This window comes from Pseudorhizobium flavum, assembly GCF_044142885.1.
Lineage (GTDB): Bacteria > Pseudomonadota > Alphaproteobacteria > Rhizobiales > Rhizobiaceae > Neorhizobium > Neorhizobium flavum.
The window spans coordinates 1-17,077 of record NZ_JBIOKZ010000017.1 but is presented as its reverse complement, the minus strand read 5'-3'; the positions used below and the strand labels follow the sequence as shown (position 1 = coordinate 17,077).

Below are 17,077 nucleotides of genomic sequence, written 5' to 3'. Positions count from 1 at the left end.
GGCAGAAATGCCCGGCCTTTTTCGTCATCTGGCGGCGCGTGCCAGGCGCGGACTGCCTCGCTTCCAGTTCAGGAACGGCTTGCGCAGCGGTCGGTAGAGAAGCAGCAAGGCGACGAGGGCGATGTGGACAAAGGGCGTCAGCGTCACGGATTTTACCGCCAGGAAATAGTGCAGCGCCCCACCCAGTGCGACCGGGTAGATCAGCCGGTGCAACCCGTTCCACCTCTGCCCCAGCCTGCGTATCGACCAGTTGTTGGAGGTCAGTGCCAATGGCAGGAGGCAGGCCAGGCAGACCATGCCGATGGTGATGTAGGGGCGCTTCGCGATGTCGGCACCGATCGAGCCGAAATCGAGCCCGCGGTCAAGGATCAGCCAGACACTGAAGTGCATAAGGACATAGTAGAAGGCGAGCAGGCCCAGCGCCCGCCTGTAGCGCAGCCAATTGAGGCCAAAGACGTCCCGCAGGGGTGTGATCGCAAGCGTGGCGATCAGAAAACGCAGAGCCCAAATGCCGAGCAGGTGTTCGAATGTCTTGACCGGATTGACCCCCAAGCCACCGGTTGCGCCGAGGTAGAAGTTCCAGGCGGCCGGTACCAAGCCGACGGCATAGAGCGCCCAGATGCTGGGCCCGTGCAGGCGGCGGGGCAGGGCGGGAATGCCGGCCATCAGTAGTTCGCCTTGAGGTCCATCCCCTCGTAGAGGCTGGCGACCTCCTCGCCATAGCCGTTGAACATCAGGGTCGGCCGGTTGGCGACCTTGAAGAAGCCGCCTTCGCCAATCCGCTGCTCCGTCGCCTGGCTCCAGCGCGGATGGTCGACCTCGGGATTCACGTTCGAGTAGAAGCCGTATTCGCGCGCGTTGGAGTTCTTCCACGTCGTCTCCGGCTGCTCCTCGATCAGCGAGATCCTGACGATCGACTTGATGCTCTTGAAGCCGTACTTCCATGGTACGACCAGCCGGATCGGAGCGCCATTCTGGTTGGGCAGCGTCTCTCCGTAGAGGCCGACGGCGAGTATGGTCAGCGGGTGGCGGGCCTCGTCGAGCCTCAGCCCCTCGATATATGGCCATTCGAGCGGCTGGAAGAGGCCAGTCTGTCCCGGCATCTCCTCCGGTCGCACGAGTGTCTCGAAGGAGACGTACTTGGCGCTGCCGAGCGGCTCCACCTGCTCAAGGAGCGCCGAAAGCGGGAAGCCGATCCAAGGGATCACCATAGACCAGCCTTCGACGCAGCGCAGGCGATAGATGCGCTCCTCGAGCTGCATCTTCATCAGCTCCTCGATCCCGAATTCCTTCGGCTTGCCGACCATGCCGTCAACCTTCACAGACCATGGCAGCGGCTTGAAGTGCTGGGACTTCTCCGACGGGTCGCCCTTGCCGGTCCCGAACTCATAGAAGTTGTTGTAGGTGGTGACGGCTTCCTTCGGAGTGAGCTTCTCGTCGGTCGAGAACTGACTGGGCGATGCCGCGAGCGGGGCCGCGATTGCCGAGCCGGCCCCCAGCATCGCGATACCGGCAGCGGCGGTACCGATGAACTTCCGGCGCGACATGTAGACCTCGCGGGGCGTGATCTCCGAGGCGCTGATGCGGGGCGTGCGATAGGCAGGCATGACGGTCTCCCTGGGAGCTATTTTCTTCTTATACGTAGCGCGCCGATGATTGGTTTCACAGCATCAGTCAACAGAACGAGAGGCACATTCGCGTGAGGCGTACCGCAGAGTACCGTTTTCCGCTCCCCTGATAGTGACACCATTCGGGTGTTGGAGTAGGAAAATGGCAAAGCTGCCGGGTGCCGCCCGTGCCAGATGCTCTCCAAGAACAAGACCGAGGAAGAAAACCCATGCCCGCCTACCGTTCCAGAACCACGACCCACGGCCGCAACATGGCTGGTGCGCGCGGCCTGTGGCGCGCGACCGGCATGAAGGACGGCGATTTCGGCAAGCCGATCATCGCAGTGGTGAATTCCTTCACGCAGTTCGTTCCCGGCCACGTGCACCTCAAGGATCTTGGCCAGCTGGTTGCCCGCGAGATCGAGGCGGCCGGTGGGGTTGCCAAGGAGTTCAATACCATCGCGGTGGATGACGGCATCGCCATGGGCCATGACGGAATGCTCTACTCGCTGCCGTCGCGCGAGATCATCGCCGACTCCGTCGAATACATGGTGAACGCTCACTGCGCCGATGCCATGGTCTGCATTTCCAACTGCGACAAGATCACCCCCGGCATGCTGAACGCCGCGATGCGGCTCAACATCCCTGCCGTCTTCGTGTCCGGCGGGCCGATGGAGGCGGGCAAGGTCGTTCTGCAGGGCAAGACGGTCGCGCTCGATCTCGTTGATGCAATGGTCGCCGCGGCAGACGATTCGATCTCCGATGCGGATGTCCAGGCGATCGAGCAGGCGGCCTGTCCGACCTGCGGCTCGTGCTCGGGCATGTTCACGGCCAACTCCATGAACTGCCTGACCGAAGCGCTCGGCCTTTCGCTGCCGGGCAATGGCTCCACGCTCGCCACCCATTCCGACCGCAAGCGCCTGTTCGTCGAGGCTGGGCACCTGATCGTCGATCTCGCCCGCCGCTACTACGAGCAGGAGGACGAGAGCGTTCTGCCGCGCTCCATCGCCACCAAGGAAGCGTTCGAGAACGCCATGACGCTCGACATCGCCATGGGCGGTTCCACCAATACGGTGCTGCACATCCTCGCAGCCGCCTATGAAGGCGGCGTCGATTTCACCATGGACGACATCGACCGGCTGTCGCGCCGTGTCCCGTGCCTGTCGAAGGTTGCGCCCGCCAAGAGCGATGTCCACATGGAGGACGTCCATCGCGCCGGCGGCATCATGCGCATCCTTGGCGAACTCGAACGCGGCGGCCTCATCAACCGCGACTGTTACACGGTGCATGAAGCCACGCTCGGTGATGCCATCGACCGTTGGGACATTACGCGCACCAATAGCGAAACGGTCCGGAACTTCTTCAAGGCAGCACCGGGTGGCGTCCCGACGCAGGTTGCCTTCTCCCAGTCCTCGCGCTGGGATGAACTGGACACCGATAGCGACAATGGCGTCATCCGCTCCGTCAAGAACCCGTTCTCCGAGGAGGGCGGGCTGGCGGTGCTTTACGGAAACATCGCGCTCAACGGCTGCATCGTGAAGACGGCTGGCGTGGATGAATCCATCCTCAAGTTCACCGGTCCGGCGCGCGTGTTCGAGAGCCAGGATGCCTCCGTCAAGGCGATCCTCAACAACGAGGTGGTGGCAGGTGACGTCGTCGTCATCCGCTATGAAGGTCCGAAGGGTGGGCCGGGCATGCAGGAAATGCTCTATCCGACGAGCTACCTGAAGTCGAAGGGCCTCGGCAAGGCCTGCGCCCTGGTGACCGACGGCCGCTTTTCCGGCGGCACGTCCGGCCTGTCGATCGGCCACTGCTCGCCCGAGGCTGCCCAGGGCGGCGCGATCGGCCTGGTCCGCGAAGGCGACATGATCGAGATCGACATTCCGAATCGCACCATCAATTTGGCGGTCTCCGATGCCGAACTTGCGCATCGCCGGGGAGAGCAGGACAAGCTTGGCTGGACGCCGGTCGCCCCGCGGCGGCGCAACGTCACGACGGCGCTGAAGGCCTATGCGGCCTTCGCCGCGAGCGCCGACAAGGGTGCTGTCCGGATCCTGCCGGAATAAGCATCAACTCCCAAGACGAACATTGAAGACCGCCTGCGTCAAGCAGGCGGTCTTTTCGTGACAGCTCACGGACGGCGCACGGCTGCCATGTCGACCTCGACCGCTGATGAAAGGCTTTCCAGGCTGTCGTGCAGCAACTGCAGCAGATAGGCGGGGTTATGAACATAACCGGCGGGGTCCTTGCTCACGACCTGGTAGTTGTAGGCCGCTTTCAGCAGGCGAGGGCTCCATGACCTGTACTGGTTGTCGCGCACCGCCTCGTCGTCGCTGATCTCGCCGTCACCGTTCGTGTCCCTGAAGAAGTAGGGGTTCCTGCCTTTGGCATAGCCGATCGGTGAGGAGAGGATCGCTTGGGCATACGTCTGGATCGCCTCGTAGAGCTTTCCATGCAGGGTGGCGATCTCGCCGTGCACACCCTCCTGGATGTTTCCATCGCCATCGAAGTCTGTATGCCGGGTCCGGATGTCGCGAGTGTTGCCGACGCCGCGGTGACAGCTCATGCAGCTGTCTTCCGCCACCTTTGTCGTATGCGGGTCGTGACAGGCGACACAGGTGTTGGCGCTCGGTACATGCTGGAAGCGTCCGGCATAGGTCTTTCCGGGATAGTGATAGCCGCTCGCCGTGTCTGCGCCATGCATCGTGGCGGCTGCAACCGCATAGTGGATATTGATGAAGGTGAGATCGGCGGAGACATCATCCTCCCCGAGTTCCGCCACCGCCTTGGTCACGGCTGCACCGGACTGACGGCCCTGGTGACAGACGGTGCAGGTGGCAGAGTTGCCGAGCCCGGTGACCTCGACGCCGGAGGGGAACCGCACGGAATCGAGCGCATGGGCCTGGCTGGTGTGACAGGAGGCACAGCCGATCGGTGAGTTGATCACCCCCGCACGGTCGATTGTGCCCGCGGCACTGCCGTCGACGCCGAGGAAATCGTGGAAGCCCGTTTCCGAGTGACAGGTGGCGCAGTTCGTCGGCACCTCGCCCTCCTTGTTCCAGTAGGTAAAGGAGCGTGAGTGATAGTTGCCATGCGGTGACGAGAGCCATTCCTCGATCAGTCGGGTGATCGGGGCCTCCTCGTTCGCCCGTGCAGGAAGGCTGGCGAACAGCAACGCCAAAAGGGTTGCTAGGCCAGAGACAACAGTGAACAGTTGCGCCAGTCTTCGCGGCGTCATGGGATCCTCCTCGTTGCATGTCGTGGCGACCATAGCACAGTGGACCAGCATGCCTTGCCTGCATATGACCGAGATCAATTCCGCAGGGTAGGCGGCTGCTACAAGAGCCGGAAGGAGGAACCGATGACAGACACCGTATCGCCAGCCATGCCTTCTGCGACGCATTCGTCCACGCAAAGGCTTCCCCGTCTGCCGGCGAGCGTTCTTGCTGCCCTCTATCTCGGCCTTTGTGCCACGCCGCTCGCTCTGTCGCTGACGGCAAGGGTGGCACCATCCGATTCGGTGGAGAGGCTGGCGGCGGCGCTCGGCATGGCCGCCCTCGCTGCGATGGCGGTACAGTTCGTCACCTCCGGGCGGTTCGAGGTCGTCTCCGGCCGGATGGGCATCGACAAGATCATGGCCTTTCACAAGATGGCCGCCTGGTGGATCCTGGTCGCGGTCGTTCTCCACCCGATCGCCTATGTCGCGCCGACCCTGTTCGACGACCAGCATCTCGGCCGGGAACGTCTCATCGCCTATCTGAGCCTGCCCCATTACCGGAGCGGTGTGGTCGCCTGGGTTGCGCTCGTGATGCTTGTCCTGTCGTCTGCGTTGCGCAATCGTCTTCCATGGCGCTACGAGCTGTGGAGGGGCACGCATCTGGTTCTCGGCGCGATAGCGATGGGTGGAGGGCTGCACCATGCTGTGAGTACCGGGCGCTTCGCCGCCATGGGGCCGGTCGGGGTCTACTGGATCACTGTCGCCGTCGCGATCGTCATCGTGCTCTTGACCCTCTACGGCTACCGCTGGCTGAAACTGCACCGCAAGCCGTGGCACCTCAAGGCAGTGACCCGCCGCGCCGATCGCCTTTGGGAACTGGATATCCAGCCTGGCCCGGGAACACCGCAACTCGCCTATCACGCAGGCCAGTTTGTCTGGATGACGGAGGGTACAAGACGGTTCCCATTGCTCGACCACCCTTTTTCCATCGCCGACAGCCCGACCCGCCCTGGTATCAGCCTGATCATCAAGGAAGTCGGGGACTTCACAAGCCAGATCGGCAGCCTGAAGCCCGGCACCCCCATCGGTATCGACGGGCCTTACGGCGAGTTTGCGCTGGAGGCTCATCCCGGCGACGCTGTCCTGCTGGTTGCCGGTGGCGTCGGCATCGCGCCGATCGTCGGCATCCTGCGCGACATGGTGGCGCGCCGCGACAGACGGCCGGTGCGAGTCGCCTATGCCGTCGGGGCACCGGCCAACTTCGCCTGTCTCGATGAGATTGCAGCCGCTGGTGCCGTACTGGACCTGAAGACGCTGCTGATCAGCGAAGAAGGCCCAGCGGGCTGGGATGGGGCGGTCGGTCGCCTGGATCATGCCCGCCTAGGAGAACTCCTCGCGGGGCTTGACCCGAAAGGCTGCGTTGCGCTGATGTGCGGTCCGGGCGGCATGGTTTCCGCTGTCTCCGACACCCTGCTCGGCCTCGGTCTGCCGATGAAGAACGTGGTCTACGAGCGCTTCGATTATTCCGGCGGGGCGTCTTCCCGCCAGGACCGCCGGCGCACTCTCGCCTTCGTCGGTGTGGGCGGATTGCTGGCCGCAGCAGTCGCCGCGTTCTCCTTCTCGGGCTAGTCGCAAGGCGACAGAGGACGCTCGAGATCGGGCTCATCACCTTGCGGCGCAGACATCGTGCCGGCCGCGCCTATCCTCGTTCAGCCACCTTTCCTTTCTAGCCTGCGGCGCTACAAATCGGGACGATAATTCGAAGCGAGGAATCACATGCTGACCATTCGAATGGGCCTGTCGGCCTGTCTTGCCGCCTTTCTGCTCCTTCAACCCGTCGCGGCCCATGCGCAGGCAGAGAAGGCGGTGCCGAAAAGCCAGTCGGAGATCCAGCTGTCCTTCGCGCCTCTGGTCAAGCAGACAGCCGGAGCTGTGGTAAATGTCTACGCCGAGCGCGTCGTCCAGCGGCTGAACCCCTTCGCCGGCGATCCCTTCTTCGAGCAGTTCTTCGGCCAGCGCATGCCAAACCGCACGGAGAAGCAATCATCGCTTGGCTCCGGGGTCATCGTATCGAACAATGGGCTCGTCGTGACCAATCATCACGTCATCCAGGGCGCCGATGATATCCGGATCGCGCTCGCCGATGGCCGCGAGTTTGCGTCCGAAGTGCTGCTCAAGGATGAAAGCCTCGATCTCGCGGTACTGAAGGTGAGCGGGCGCGACGATTTTCCCGTCCTGCCGATCGGCGATTCCGATGCGGTGGAGGTCGGCGATCTCGTGCTTGCGATCGGCAATCCCTTCGGCGTCGGGCAGACCGTGACGAGCGGCATCGTCTCCGCGCTCGCGCGCAACCAGGTCACGCCCGGAGATTTCGGCTTCTTCATCCAGACCGATGCCTCGATCAATCCCGGTAATTCGGGTGGCGCGCTGATGAACATGAACGGCGAGTTGATCGGCATCAACACCGCCATCTTCTCGCGCGGCGGCGGCTCGAACGGTATCGGCTTCGCGATCCCCGCCAATCTGGTCAAGGTTTTCCTCGCCGCCGCCGAAAAGGGTGACGACACATTCGAGCGGCCCTATATCGGCGCGCGCTTCGAGCCGGTGACATCCGACGTCGCCGAGGCGCTTGGCCTGGAGGCAGCGCGTGGTGCGCTGGTCGTCGGAGTGGTGGAAGGCGGTCCGGCCGACAAGGCGGGGCTGAAGCCGGGCGAAGTGGTGACCGCAGTCAATGGGATCGAAGTCGAGCACCCCGATGCGCTCGGCTACCGCCTGACAACCGCAGGGCTCGGCAAGGAAGTTGCGCTGACGGTTCGCTCGAACGGGGTTCGCGAAATCTCCATCGCCCTCAATACGGCACCGGAAACACCTGCCCGTGACGAACGGCTGCTGGAGGGCCGCAACCCGTTTGCTGGCCTGCGTGTTGCCAATCTCTCTCCCCGGCTGGCACAGGAACTGCGAATGGAGGCGGAGAAGACCGGGGTCGTGGTCGTCGATGTCGCCCGCGGCTCGCCGGGCAGCCGCCTCGGCTTCCGCCCGCGTGACATCGTGGTTTCGCTGAACGGCGTTGCCGTGCCTTCGACCCGCGCCATGGAAGACATGCTCGATGACGATCCGGGCTTCTGGCGTGTCGAGATCGAGCGGGACGGCCAGCGGATCCGGCAGTTCTTCCGATGAGCGGTGATCTCTTCGCGCCGCAGGTTCCGGAGGAGGTCGCAAGACGCCGGCCGCTTGCCGATCGCCTGCGGCCGAAGTCCCTGGGGGAAGTCACCGGGCAGAAGCACCTGACCGGTGAGGATGGCGTGTTGCGGCGGATGATATCCTCCGGTTCGCTCGGCTCGATGATCTTCTGGGGGCCACCGGGGACCGGCAAGACGACGGTCGCACGGCTGCTGTCCGGCGAGGCGGGGCTCGCTTTCGAACAGATCTCGGCCATCTTCTCCGGTGTGGCCGACCTGAAGAAGGTATTCGAAGTGGCGCGAATGCGACGCATGGAAGGCCGCCAGACGCTGCTCTTCGTCGACGAGATCCATCGCTTCAACCGCGCCCAGCAGGACAGCTTTCTTCCCGTCATGGAAGACGGCACCATCATCCTCGTCGGCGCCACGACCGAAAACCCGAGTTTCGAGCTCAATGCGGCGCTTCTCTCCCGTGCCCGTGTCCTGACTTTCCAGCCGCATGACGAGGAGAGCCTCGAGGAACTGCTGAAGCGGGCCGAGCAGGCGGAGGGAAAGCCGCTGCCGCTTGATCCCGACGCCCGGGCCAGCCTGCTGCGCATGGCGGATGGTGACGGTCGGGCGGTGCTGACGCTCGCCGAGGAGGTCTGGCGCGCAGCGCGGGCAGACGAGGTGTTCGACACCGAAGGCCTGACCCGGATCGTCCAGCGGCGCGCCCCCGTCTACGACAAGGGGCAGGACGGCCATTACAACCTGATCTCCGCGCTGCATAAGTCCGTCCGCGGCTCCGACCCTGATGCCGCGCTCTACTATCTGGCGCGCATGTTCGATGCCGGCGAGGACCCGCTCTATCTCGGGCGTCGCCTCGTGCGCATGGCCGTCGAAGACATCGGCCTTGCCGATCCGCAGGCGCTGGTGATCTGCAATGCGGCCAAGGACGCCTATGACTATCTGGGTTCACCCGAGGGCGAGCTGGCGCTGGCGCAGGCCTGCGTCTACCTCGCCACGGCGCCCAAGTCGAACGGCGTCTATACTGCCTTCAAGGCCGCGATGCGGGCGGCGAAGGAAAATGGTTCGCTGCTCCCGCCGAAGCACATCCTCAATGCGCCGACCAAGTTGATGAAGGGCGAGGGTTACGGGCAGGGGTATCGCTACGACCATGACGAGCCGGACGCGTTTTCCGGCCAGAACTACTTTCCGGAGAAGATGGGCAGGCAGGTCTATTACGACCCGCCCGAGCGCGGCTTCGAGCGCGAGATCCGCAAGCGGCTGGACTGGTGGGCGAAGCTTCGCAAGGAGCGAGGCGAGCCTTAGGAGGCCTTGCGCGTCGCGGCCGCTGCCGGCGGCGTCAGCTTGACGGAACTTTCCGCAAGACCGTGATGGCCTTCCATGTCGATGATCAGGTGCCAATGACCGTCCTCGGGTATGACGAGGCGGATCGGTGACTTCTTGGCCACGCCGCCGACATACTTGAAATCCAGCAGTTCCTTGAAGCGCTGGAAATTGCCGGCTGTCATCAGTCGCACGTTGTTGACGGCGCTGAGGGTGACCTCGATCACCGTCCCGCCGCGCTGCCCCTTCAGGTCGAAATGCTTGAAACGAAAGGAGGGTGCTGCCACGTCTGCCTCGGATATGCCGTTGGATTTTCGGCAGCCTATCCCCAGTCCGGTTAAGGAAAAGTGGAACCCAATGGCCTTTCGCGGGTTTTCCAGTCGAACGACTTGAAGAGGCCGACCATGGAACCGATCAGGACCAATACCTATCTTACCTTCATCGCATCGATGATGGTCAATGCGGTGGTTTTCGGTTTCGGTGCCATCGCCATTCTGTCGATCCCTGCACTGGCGGAATACATGAAGTTCCTCCTGCCAGCCTGGATCGTGTTTTCCTTCGTGGTGGCGCCGTTCATCGCGAAGCGAATCGCCCCGCGCATGCGCCTTCGCTATTGGCGCCGTCGCGAGGAGCAGCGTGAAGCCCGGACGCTTTGACAATAAGAGGTGGCGTTTCCCCTGCCGCCACCACAAGAACGATAATGACCTCCAGTCCTGACCCTGCCTCTCCCAAGGCAGGGTCTTTTTTGTTCCTGACCCTGCCGGGGCGGATCCTGTGGAACTGGGCGATCTCTTGTCCTTTTGCCCACCCTCTGCCTTGTTGCAGTCTTAGTCTGCAGATCGATTCGGTGCTCCGGGTGGTGGTGCCGACCAGGAATTATGGCGCAAAGGGACAGTCCATGCCGGAAGACAAGAAACAGATGATCACCGAAATGCGGCCCAAGATCGCGGTGATCGGTGTTGGCGGCGGCGGCGGCAACGCCATCAACAACATGATCGTCGAGGAACTGGAGGGCGTCGAGTTCATCGCGGCCAATACGGATGCGCAGGTCCTTGCGACATCGAAGGCGACACGCCGCATTCAGCTCGGCACCGCCGTCACCGAGGGGCTGGGTGCCGGTTCGCTGCCGGAGATCGGCCGGGCCGCTGCCGAGGAGTCGATCGACGAGATCATGGACCATCTGTCCGGCTGCCACATGTGCTTCGTGACGGCCGGCATGGGCGGCGGGACCGGCACCGGCGCGGCACCGGTCATTGCCCAAGCGGCCCGCAATGCCGGCATCCTCACCGTCGGTGTGGTGACGAAGCCCTTCACCTTCGAGGGCAACCGCCGCATGAAGACGGCAGAGGCCGGCATCGAGGAACTGCGCCGGGCCGCAGATACAGTGATCGTCATCCCCAACCAGAACCTCTTCCGCATCGCCGACGCCAAGACCACCTTCGCGGACGCCTTCATGACGGCCGACCGCGTGCTCTTCTCCGGCGTCGGCTGCATCACCGACCTGATCGTCAAGGAAGGCCTTATCAACCTCGATTTCGCCGACGTGAAGTCGGTGATGAAGGGCATGGGCCGGGCGATGATGGGAACCGGCGAAGCCTCCGGCGACGGCCGCGCGCTCGTCGCCGCCGAGGCGGCGATTGCCAACCCGCTGCTCGACGAGATCTCCATGAAGGGCGCCAAGGGCGTGCTCATCTCGATTTCCGGCGGCTCCGACATGACCCTGTTCGAGGTGGACGAGGCCGCAAGCCGGATCCGCGACGAGGTGATGGATGATGCCGACATCGTGGTCGGGGCGATCTTCGACCGCGAGCTGGACGGCAAGTTCCGGGTCTCCGTCGTGGCGACCGGCCTGGACGGCGGCCAGGCAGCTGCTGCTCCCGACCATGTCAACGGAATTTCCGTCGAGGCTACGGCGCCGGTGCCCCGCTTCCTGCAATAGCGGCGCCGGATCCGTCCCTTGAAGTATCAGGCGCGGCCTTTCGGGCCGCGCTCTCGGTCTTGTTACCGCTGTTGATCCCGATATCGGCGGTCGCGGTCGCAAAGTTAAGAGACCGTTTAAGAATTCATGAAACTGAGAGTGGACCTGCCGGCGGCGCGGCCTGACGGGGCGGTGAGGCGGCCGCGACCGCCGCGGTATGTGTAACCTGAGTAACGCTCGCATCGTGTCATCACGCGGGCTGTGTATGGAGTAGATCATGACCAGAAAGTCATACGCATTGGCGCTTGCCACCGCATTTGCCACAAGCCCCGCCCTGGCCGCGGACCTCACCTATTCGGATCCGACGCCTTCCTACAGTGAGCCCGTCGCATCCTCCGGCGGCTGGAGCGGCGCCTATGTCGGCGCCCATATCGGCACGAGCTCGGATCACCTGAGCCCGTTCTCCGACGAGAGCGAATTCATGGGCGGCATCCAGGGCGGCTACAATGCCGAAATGGGCGGCGCCGTGGTCGGCGGCGAACTGGAACTCTCCCACATGGGCGATACCGAAGTGGACGTTCCCGGTGGAGAGCTCAAGGAGCGTTACCGCCTTGCCGCCAAGGCCAAGGTCGGCGCGCCGCTTGGCGACACGCTCATCTATGGCACCGCCGGCGGCACGATGACCAGCCTGCGCGACACGTCCACGGCGGAAGGCCCTGACGGCTGGAAGCCGGGCTGGCTGCTGGGCGCCGGTGTCGAGCAGAAGTTCAACGACCAGATCTCCGGCCGTGTCGAATACAACTATACCCGCACGGGCGACGTCCGCAGCTTCAACGGCACCTCGACCAGCGAGACCAACCTGAGCGACCACGCGATCAAGGCCGGCGTGAACTACAAGTTCTAGAATCTTCCGTAGATCGCGACGCTTCATGCCGGCATCGGGCACCCGATGCCGGCCATTTTTATCTCCGATCCTGCCGCGCCTGGCGCCGGGGGCAGCCCCCGGCTTGGCCCGCTGCCGGTGAACATCTGGTGTCATTGGGCGTTGTAGCCTTCGGCTGCATAAAGGAGGCTGATGATGGAGATTTCGGCGGAGCGGAACACGGTCGTGATCACCGGAGGGTCGGCTGGCGTGGGTCGCGCCGTCGCACTGGAATTTGCCCGGCGCGGATGGCGGGTGGCGATCCTGGCACGAGGACGAAAGCGCTTGGATGCCGTCGCAGCAGAGGTGAGGGCACTCGGCGGACACGCAATCGCCATACCCGTCGACGTGGCCAATGCCGCGGCCGTCCGGCAGGCCGCAGACCAGGCTGTCGCCACCTGGGGACGGATCGATGTCTGGATCAACAATGCCATGGTGACGGTCTTCGGTCCCGCTGACAAGGTGGAGCCGGACGAGTTCAGGCGGGTGACGGAGGTCACCTATCTCGGGCAGGTCCATGGCACCATGGCGGTCCTCCAGCACATGCGCAGGCAGGGCCACGGCACGATCGTCTGCATCGGGTCCGCACTCGCCTACCGGTCCATCCCGCTGCAGGCCGCCTATTGCGGCGCCAAGGCCGCGACCCGCGGCTTCATCGATTCGCTTCGTAGCGAACTCATTCACGACAGCTCGCCGATCCGGCTCACCATGGTCCACCTGCCGGCGGTCAACACGCCGCAGTTCAGCTGGGCCCGCTGCAAGATGGAGCATGCTCCGCGGCCGGTTGCGCCCGTCTTCGCGCCGGAGGCGATCGCCGAGGAAATCTATCGTGGCGCAATCAATGCGCCGCGCGAACTCTGGGTCGGGATGCCCACCGCCAAGACCATCATCGGCGGTCTGACGCTGCCCGGCCTCACCGACCGGCTGGCGGCAAGCCAGGCCTATGAGGGGCAGTTCGACGACCAACCCCTCTCCCTGTCGCGGCGTGACAACCTGTTCGAGCCCGTCGATCTCGACGAGGGCGTACGCGAAGGGCGTTTCGGTGACGAAGCGTCAGGCTTGGTTGGGGCGATAAGTGCCGCGGGCGCCAAAACGGTGCTCGCCGGTGCAGGCTTGGCCCTCATCGCCGCCACGCGCCTCCTGCCGCGACGAAGGCTCGGCCGATGAGGTTCGTGCCGAGCTTTCTCCATGGCATCGCCGACTACGTCGTCGGCTTGGGGATGGTCCTGCTCGCCTTCGTCTCCGGTGCCGGGGGCCCGGGGTTCGCCGCCTATTTGGCCCTCGGCCTGTTTGCGATCGTCTATGCGCTCCTGACTGACTATGAGCTCGGGTGGAGGCCGATCCTGACCATGCCCGCCCACCTTGCTTTCGATGCCGGTTTTGCGGTCGCCATGCTGCTGCTGCCGATCGTCTTCACGCTGCCGGTGATGCTGGTTTGGACAAGCGTTATCATCGCGTTCATGGCCGGTGTGCTGGTGGCAACGACGAAGATGCGATGAGCGGCTCTCTTTCAGCAAGACGAAATCCTTTCTTGTCCTCGGGTCAAGCCCGAGGATGACGAGCGGACGGATTCCTCCCTTGGCGATCCACGGGTCTCACTACGTTCGCCCGAGGATGACGAACAATTTCAAATCGGACGGGGCGCTGAAAGCTGCCTCGTAAAGTTAGTTTATGTGGCACCTCTCAGCGCCCCGTTCGGCGGTTTCTGCCCGCGACTCCGGTCTCTCTGCAAAGGTCGAATGGGAGGTGTTTGACCGCCGGTTTCCCGGGTTCCGAGGCTCCTCGCCCCGGCATCTCGTCGGACTTGAAGATCCGGCGACACCATCCTCATCGACCCCCCTGTGTGCCGCACAGGCACGCCCGGCGCGCTCTTTCGGGCATCAGAAGCAGGTAGGAGGTCCGGACCCATCTGCTTCCCCCGTCTCGCCGGAGGGAGACCATTTTCCGCGGACCCCGATGATGAGGACTTACGTCGTTTCCTCACCACCAGCGCCGGCCCCGCCTCGCCAGGACGCCTCCTGGTGTATCCGCGGCGGGACAGGGCAAGTGTAGGCACGGGTTTGGGGGACGGGGATGAGCGGGGATGGAGTTTTTTCTTTCGTCATCCTCGGGCTTGACCCGAGGATCCAGGCACAGGGAGCCAAATCAGGTGGTTACCCGTGCAGGTGGGTGGGAAGGTCCATTCCTGCAATGAAAATGCTTGGTTTTGGATCCTCGGGTCAAGCCCGAGGATGACGAAGTAGAGGCGGGAGAGGGAGGACGCGGAGGGTGCCGCACCGTCTCCTCTCCCCCTGTGGGAGAGGACGAAAAATCGGCCGCTTAGCCCGAAGGGGTAAGTGCCAGATTTTTCAGGTGAGGGGATCATGCTAGGCTCCGGCGCAGGAGGGACCCGATGCGCCACCAGCCGCCGCTGATCAACCGGGGCCGCGCCCGCGGCATGCGGAGGGATCCGACGCGGGCCGAGGACATGCTCTGGGAGGCGCTGCGCGGCCGGCGGCTGGAAGGTGCGAAGTTCCGCCGGCAGGTGCCGCTCGCGCACTTCATCCTCGACTTCGTCTGCTTCCAGCGCCGGCTGATCGTCGAGGTGGATGGATGGATGGCAGCATGCGGAGAGCCGGACGGACGCTGTCCGCGACACCTTCTTCCGGTCCCGCGGTATTCGGGTGCTGCGTTTCTGGAACGAGGAGGTGGAGGAGAACATCAACGCCGTCTGCCTGCGGATCCTGGCGGAGCTCCGGGATGGCGGCGAATGAGGCTTGTCCTCTCCCCTTGTGGGAGAGGAAGAAGTTTCAGCATCTTAGCTTCAGCTAAGTGCTAGAAACTGCAGGTGAGGGGGCAGTTGTTGAACTCGGCGGTCCCACCCCCTCACCAACAAAAATCTGAAGTTTAGCCTTCGGCTAAGCCTTCGATTTTGTAACCTCTCCCGCAGGGGGAGAGGGAGGGGCGTCGTGTTCCGGTTCAAGTCAAGGCCCCAGCCGGCTCTCCATATCTTCAGGTTTTGCTGGGGCGATACCCTTCCAAGCCAAACTGAATCGTTGCGTTTCCGCAGGAAGTATGTCGGCTACAGCGATGCGGAAAATGGCGTGAAATGCGTCGCCGCAGGCGTCGGTGACATGCCATGTAAGGTCAGCGAGGTCGCGATAGGTGTTGACGTATAGATATTCATTGAAATGCGGTCCGATATGAAATCGAACGCCGTCGTGATGGGCAACGATGGACGTCGTTGAGGGATGCGCTCCGTATTCGGAGAACAATCTGAACCTTGCGTCGAGATAGGACAGCTTGCTGCAATCTTTTAAGTGCGGCTTCTTTCTCAGCGCTTGGGGGCCGAACTTGCATGCCTGCTTTCGGCCATTCAGCGACCTCCACAACGTTATGTCCTGCGGAACATTGGAGAAATGGAGAGATAGCATCCCGATCTCGGCAAGGTCGCGGAGCAATCCCGCCGCTTGTACGAAGTATCCGCAGTCAAGAAGCTTACTTGCGGCTCCAGCGTCATTGACCACTCGAAATCCGAGTTGCGACACAGCCAGATAGTCCCCGTGATCTTTTGGCTCGTCTCTGCCGATGTCCTGATACAGGAGTGAACCGCCCCGGGTTTGCCGGAGACCGTTTGGTTTAAGTTATGCGGCCATAGCTGGTGCGTCCAGCATGGCGTAGTATCGTCGTTCTGCCTCTGCTGGCGGTATATTCCCGATGGGTTCCAGAAGACGGCGGTGGTTGAACCAGTCGACCCATTCGAGCGTGGCGAACTCTACGGCTTCGAAGTTGCGCCATGGTCCTCGCCGATGAATGACCTCGGCCTTGTAAAGACCGTTGATCGTTTCGGCGAGAGCATTGTCGTAACTATCGCCGACGCTTCCGACAGACGGCTCGATGCCCGCCTCCGCCAGCCGTTCGGAAAAGCGAATGGACACGTATTGCGAGCCGCGGTCGGAATGATGAACCAGCCCGCCACGTTTGACGGGCCGCCGATCATGCAGTGCCTGGTCGAGAGCATCGAGGACGAATCCCGCGTGCGCCGTTCGACTGGCCCGCCAGCCGACGATGCGGCGGGCGAAGGCATCGATGACAAAGGCCACGTAGACGAAGCCCTGCCAGGTCGCGACATAGGTGAAATCGGATAACCACAGCATGTTCGGCGCGGGAGCCTTGAAGTGGCGGTTGACGCGGTCGAGCGGACACGGGGCAGACTTGTCCGATACAGTGGTTTTGATTGGCTTGCCACGAATGATGCCTTGAAGACCCATCATTCTCATCAGCCTTGCGACGGTGCAGCGAGCGATATCGAAGCCTTCTCGCTGCAACTGTCGCCACACTTTCCGCACGCCATAGACCTGGAAGTTCTCGTTGAACACCCGGCGTATCTCGACTTTCATGGCAATATCATTCCGTTCGCGGGCCGATAGGCGACCCACGTCCGTGCGCTTGGCGACGACCTCATAATAGGTGGACGGGGCAATCGGCAGCAGCCTGCAGATCGGCTCGACCCCGAGCACCGAACGGTGTTCGTCGATGAAGGAAATCATCGCTTCAGTGGGCGGTCGAGCTCCGCCTGGGCAAAATACGCCGAGGCTTTGCGTAGAATCTCATTCGCCTGACGAAGCTCCCGGTTCTCCCGTTCCAGAGCCTTCATCTTCTCAGCCACGTCGCTTGGCAGACCTGCACGCTTGCCGCTGTTGACCTCGGCCTTCTTCACCCATTCATGGAGGGTATGCGCCGAGCAGCCGATCTTGGTCGCTATCGATGATACCGCCGCCCAGCGCGATGAGTATTCGGCTTCATGTTCCGTCACCATCCGAACGGCGCGGGCGCGGACTTCAGGAGAAAATTTGTTCGTCGTTTTGCTTGTCATAGACCCTACTTCTCACGAGTTGGGGTCTCCGGCAAACCCGGGGCGGTTCA

The 17,077-nt window shown here is 63.1% G+C and carries 16 protein-coding genes, 1 pseudogene and 1 other annotated feature; of the genes and pseudogenes, 11 read left to right on the top strand and 6 right to left on the bottom strand.

Annotation, left to right across the window (positions count from 1 at the left end; all coding sequences use genetic code 11):
• Nucleotides 1-24: 24 nt before the first annotated feature.
• Nucleotides 25-666, bottom strand: coding sequence for a protein-methionine-sulfoxide reductase heme-binding subunit MsrQ (msrQ, locus tag ACEPP2_RS20155; RefSeq protein WP_077547237.1), 642 nt, complete (start codon nucleotides 664-666; stop codon nucleotides 25-27).
• Nucleotides 666-1,607: a protein-methionine-sulfoxide reductase catalytic subunit MsrP gene (gene msrP / locus ACEPP2_RS20150; RefSeq protein WP_395517768.1), complete on the bottom strand. Its 942-nt coding sequence runs from the start codon at nucleotides 1,605-1,607 to the stop codon at nucleotides 666-668. The genes msrQ and msrP overlap by 1 nt, the downstream gene beginning before the upstream one ends.
• Before the next feature lie 230 nt (nucleotides 1,608-1,837).
• Between msrP and ilvD the strand changes: the two genes are divergently transcribed.
• Nucleotides 1,838-3,673 carry a dihydroxy-acid dehydratase gene (ilvD, locus tag ACEPP2_RS20145; protein WP_395517767.1) on the top strand — a complete coding sequence of 612 codons (1,836 nt, stop codon included), beginning with the start codon at nucleotides 1,838-1,840 and terminating at the stop codon, nucleotides 3,671-3,673.
• Between the two features lie 65 nt (nucleotides 3,674-3,738).
• Here ilvD and ACEPP2_RS20140 read toward each other — a convergent pair whose 3' ends face one another.
• Entirely contained in the window at nucleotides 3,739-4,845 is a 1,107-nt protein-coding gene (locus ACEPP2_RS20140) for a polyheme membrane-associated cytochrome C (RefSeq protein ID WP_395517766.1), read from the bottom strand.
• 123 nt (nucleotides 4,846-4,968) lie between these two features.
• On the opposite strand from ACEPP2_RS20140, the gene ACEPP2_RS20135 reads away from it, so the two are divergent.
• The 3 genes from ACEPP2_RS20135 (at nucleotide 4,969) to ACEPP2_RS20125 (ending at nucleotide 9,314) form a co-directional block, all read left to right on the top strand.
• Nucleotides 4,969-6,453 (top strand): ferredoxin reductase family protein, encoded by a 1,485-nt coding sequence (locus tag ACEPP2_RS20135; protein WP_395517765.1) that lies wholly within the window; start codon nucleotides 4,969-4,971, stop codon nucleotides 6,451-6,453.
• Between the two features lie 147 nt (nucleotides 6,454-6,600).
• Nucleotides 6,601-8,001 carry a DegQ family serine endoprotease gene (locus tag ACEPP2_RS20130; RefSeq protein WP_395517764.1) on the top strand — a complete coding sequence of 467 codons (1,401 nt, stop codon included), beginning with the start codon at nucleotides 6,601-6,603 and terminating at the stop codon, nucleotides 7,999-8,001.
• Nucleotides 7,998-9,314: a replication-associated recombination protein A gene (locus tag ACEPP2_RS20125; protein ID WP_395517763.1), complete on the top strand. Its 1,317-nt coding sequence runs from the start codon at nucleotides 7,998-8,000 to the stop codon at nucleotides 9,312-9,314. Before ACEPP2_RS20130 ends, ACEPP2_RS20125 begins: the two co-directional genes overlap by 4 nt.
• Here ACEPP2_RS20125 and ACEPP2_RS20120 read toward each other — a convergent pair.
• On the bottom strand, nucleotides 9,311-9,619 hold the full coding sequence (locus ACEPP2_RS20120) for a DUF1883 domain-containing protein (protein ID WP_281977271.1): 309 nt from the start codon (nucleotides 9,617-9,619) through the stop codon (nucleotides 9,311-9,313). The two genes, ACEPP2_RS20125 and ACEPP2_RS20120, sit on opposite strands and share 4 nt — an antisense overlap.
• Before the next feature lie 117 nt (nucleotides 9,620-9,736).
• On the opposite strand from ACEPP2_RS20120, the gene ACEPP2_RS20115 reads away from it, so the two are divergent.
• From ACEPP2_RS20115 to ACEPP2_RS20085, 7 genes and pseudogenes are all read left to right on the top strand, one after another.
• On the top strand, nucleotides 9,737-9,988 hold the full coding sequence (locus tag ACEPP2_RS20115; protein ID WP_395517762.1) for a hypothetical protein: 252 nt from the start codon (nucleotides 9,737-9,739) through the stop codon (nucleotides 9,986-9,988).
• Nucleotides 9,989-10,230: 242 nt separating this feature from the next.
• Nucleotides 10,231-11,271: a cell division protein FtsZ gene (gene ftsZ, locus ACEPP2_RS20110; protein ID WP_395517761.1), complete on the top strand. Its 1,041-nt coding sequence runs from the start codon at nucleotides 10,231-10,233 to the stop codon at nucleotides 11,269-11,271.
• A gap of 256 nt (nucleotides 11,272-11,527) precedes the next feature.
• Complete coding sequence (locus ACEPP2_RS20105; RefSeq protein ID WP_395517760.1) at nucleotides 11,528-12,154, top strand: outer membrane protein; 627 nt, start codon at nucleotides 11,528-11,530, stop codon at nucleotides 12,152-12,154.
• Between the two features lie 171 nt (nucleotides 12,155-12,325).
• A complete protein-coding gene (locus tag ACEPP2_RS20100; RefSeq protein ID WP_395517759.1) occupies nucleotides 12,326-13,339 on the top strand; it encodes an SDR family oxidoreductase in 1,014 nt (337 codons plus the stop codon).
• A complete protein-coding gene (locus ACEPP2_RS20095; protein WP_395517758.1) occupies nucleotides 13,336-13,671 on the top strand; it encodes a hypothetical protein in 336 nt (111 codons plus the stop codon). Before ACEPP2_RS20100 ends, ACEPP2_RS20095 begins: the two co-directional genes overlap by 4 nt.
• A gap of 893 nt (nucleotides 13,672-14,564) precedes the next feature.
• Nucleotides 14,565-14,708 (top strand): annotated as a pseudogene (locus ACEPP2_RS20090) (DUF559 domain-containing protein); the annotation flags it as partial.
• A 52-nt stretch (nucleotides 14,709-14,760) separates the two neighbouring features.
• Nucleotides 14,761-14,925: a DUF559 domain-containing protein gene (locus tag ACEPP2_RS20085; protein ID WP_395517757.1), complete on the top strand. Its 165-nt coding sequence runs from the start codon at nucleotides 14,761-14,763 to the stop codon at nucleotides 14,923-14,925.
• Between the two features lie 210 nt (nucleotides 14,926-15,135).
• Here the strand turns inward: ACEPP2_RS20085 and ACEPP2_RS20080 are convergent, their stop codons facing one another.
• A complete protein-coding gene (locus tag ACEPP2_RS20080) occupies nucleotides 15,136-15,678 on the bottom strand; it encodes a hypothetical protein (RefSeq protein ID WP_395517756.1) in 543 nt (180 codons plus the stop codon).
• 117 nt (nucleotides 15,679-15,795) lie between these two features.
• Nucleotides 15,796-17,027 (bottom strand): IS3 family transposase gene (locus tag ACEPP2_RS20075; RefSeq protein WP_395517195.1). Its coding sequence is split into 2 segments (ribosomal slippage): nucleotides 15,796-16,736 and nucleotides 16,736-17,027, totalling 1,233 coding nucleotides; the frame shifts between segments, so codons are not numbered across the junction.
• Nucleotides 16,627-16,743 (bottom strand) — a sequence feature (AL1L pseudoknot). It overlaps the preceding gene by 117 nt.
• Nucleotides 17,028-17,077 lie beyond the last annotated feature (50 nt).

Excerpts from the sequence above, each read along its gene's own strand:
- msrQ (WP_077547237.1), bottom strand. The coding sequence starts at position 666 with ATGGCCGGCATTCCCGCCCTGCCCCGCCGCCTGCACGGGCCCAGCATC.
- msrP (WP_395517768.1), bottom strand. The coding sequence starts at position 1,607 with ATGCCTGCCTATCGCACGCCCCGCATCAGCGCCTCGGAGATCACGCCC.
- ilvD (WP_395517767.1), top strand. The coding sequence starts at position 1,838 with ATGCCCGCCTACCGTTCCAGAACCACGACCCACGGCCGCAACATGGCT.
- ACEPP2_RS20140 (WP_395517766.1), bottom strand. The coding sequence starts at position 4,845 with ATGACGCCGCGAAGACTGGCGCAACTGTTCACTGTTGTCTCTGGCCTA.
- ACEPP2_RS20135 (WP_395517765.1), top strand. The coding sequence starts at position 4,969 with ATGACAGACACCGTATCGCCAGCCATGCCTTCTGCGACGCATTCGTCC.
- ACEPP2_RS20130 (WP_395517764.1), top strand. The coding sequence starts at position 6,601 with ATGCTGACCATTCGAATGGGCCTGTCGGCCTGTCTTGCCGCCTTTCTG.
- ACEPP2_RS20125 (WP_395517763.1), top strand. The coding sequence starts at position 7,998 with ATGAGCGGTGATCTCTTCGCGCCGCAGGTTCCGGAGGAGGTCGCAAGA.
- ACEPP2_RS20115 (WP_395517762.1), top strand. The coding sequence starts at position 9,737 with ATGGAACCGATCAGGACCAATACCTATCTTACCTTCATCGCATCGATG.
- ftsZ (WP_395517761.1), top strand. The coding sequence starts at position 10,231 with ATGCCGGAAGACAAGAAACAGATGATCACCGAAATGCGGCCCAAGATC.
- ACEPP2_RS20105 (WP_395517760.1), top strand. The coding sequence starts at position 11,528 with ATGACCAGAAAGTCATACGCATTGGCGCTTGCCACCGCATTTGCCACA.
- ACEPP2_RS20100 (WP_395517759.1), top strand. The coding sequence starts at position 12,326 with ATGATGGAGATTTCGGCGGAGCGGAACACGGTCGTGATCACCGGAGGG.
- ACEPP2_RS20095 (WP_395517758.1), top strand. The coding sequence starts at position 13,336 with ATGAGGTTCGTGCCGAGCTTTCTCCATGGCATCGCCGACTACGTCGTC.
- ACEPP2_RS20085 (WP_395517757.1), top strand. The coding sequence starts at position 14,761 with ATGGATGGATGGCAGCATGCGGAGAGCCGGACGGACGCTGTCCGCGAC.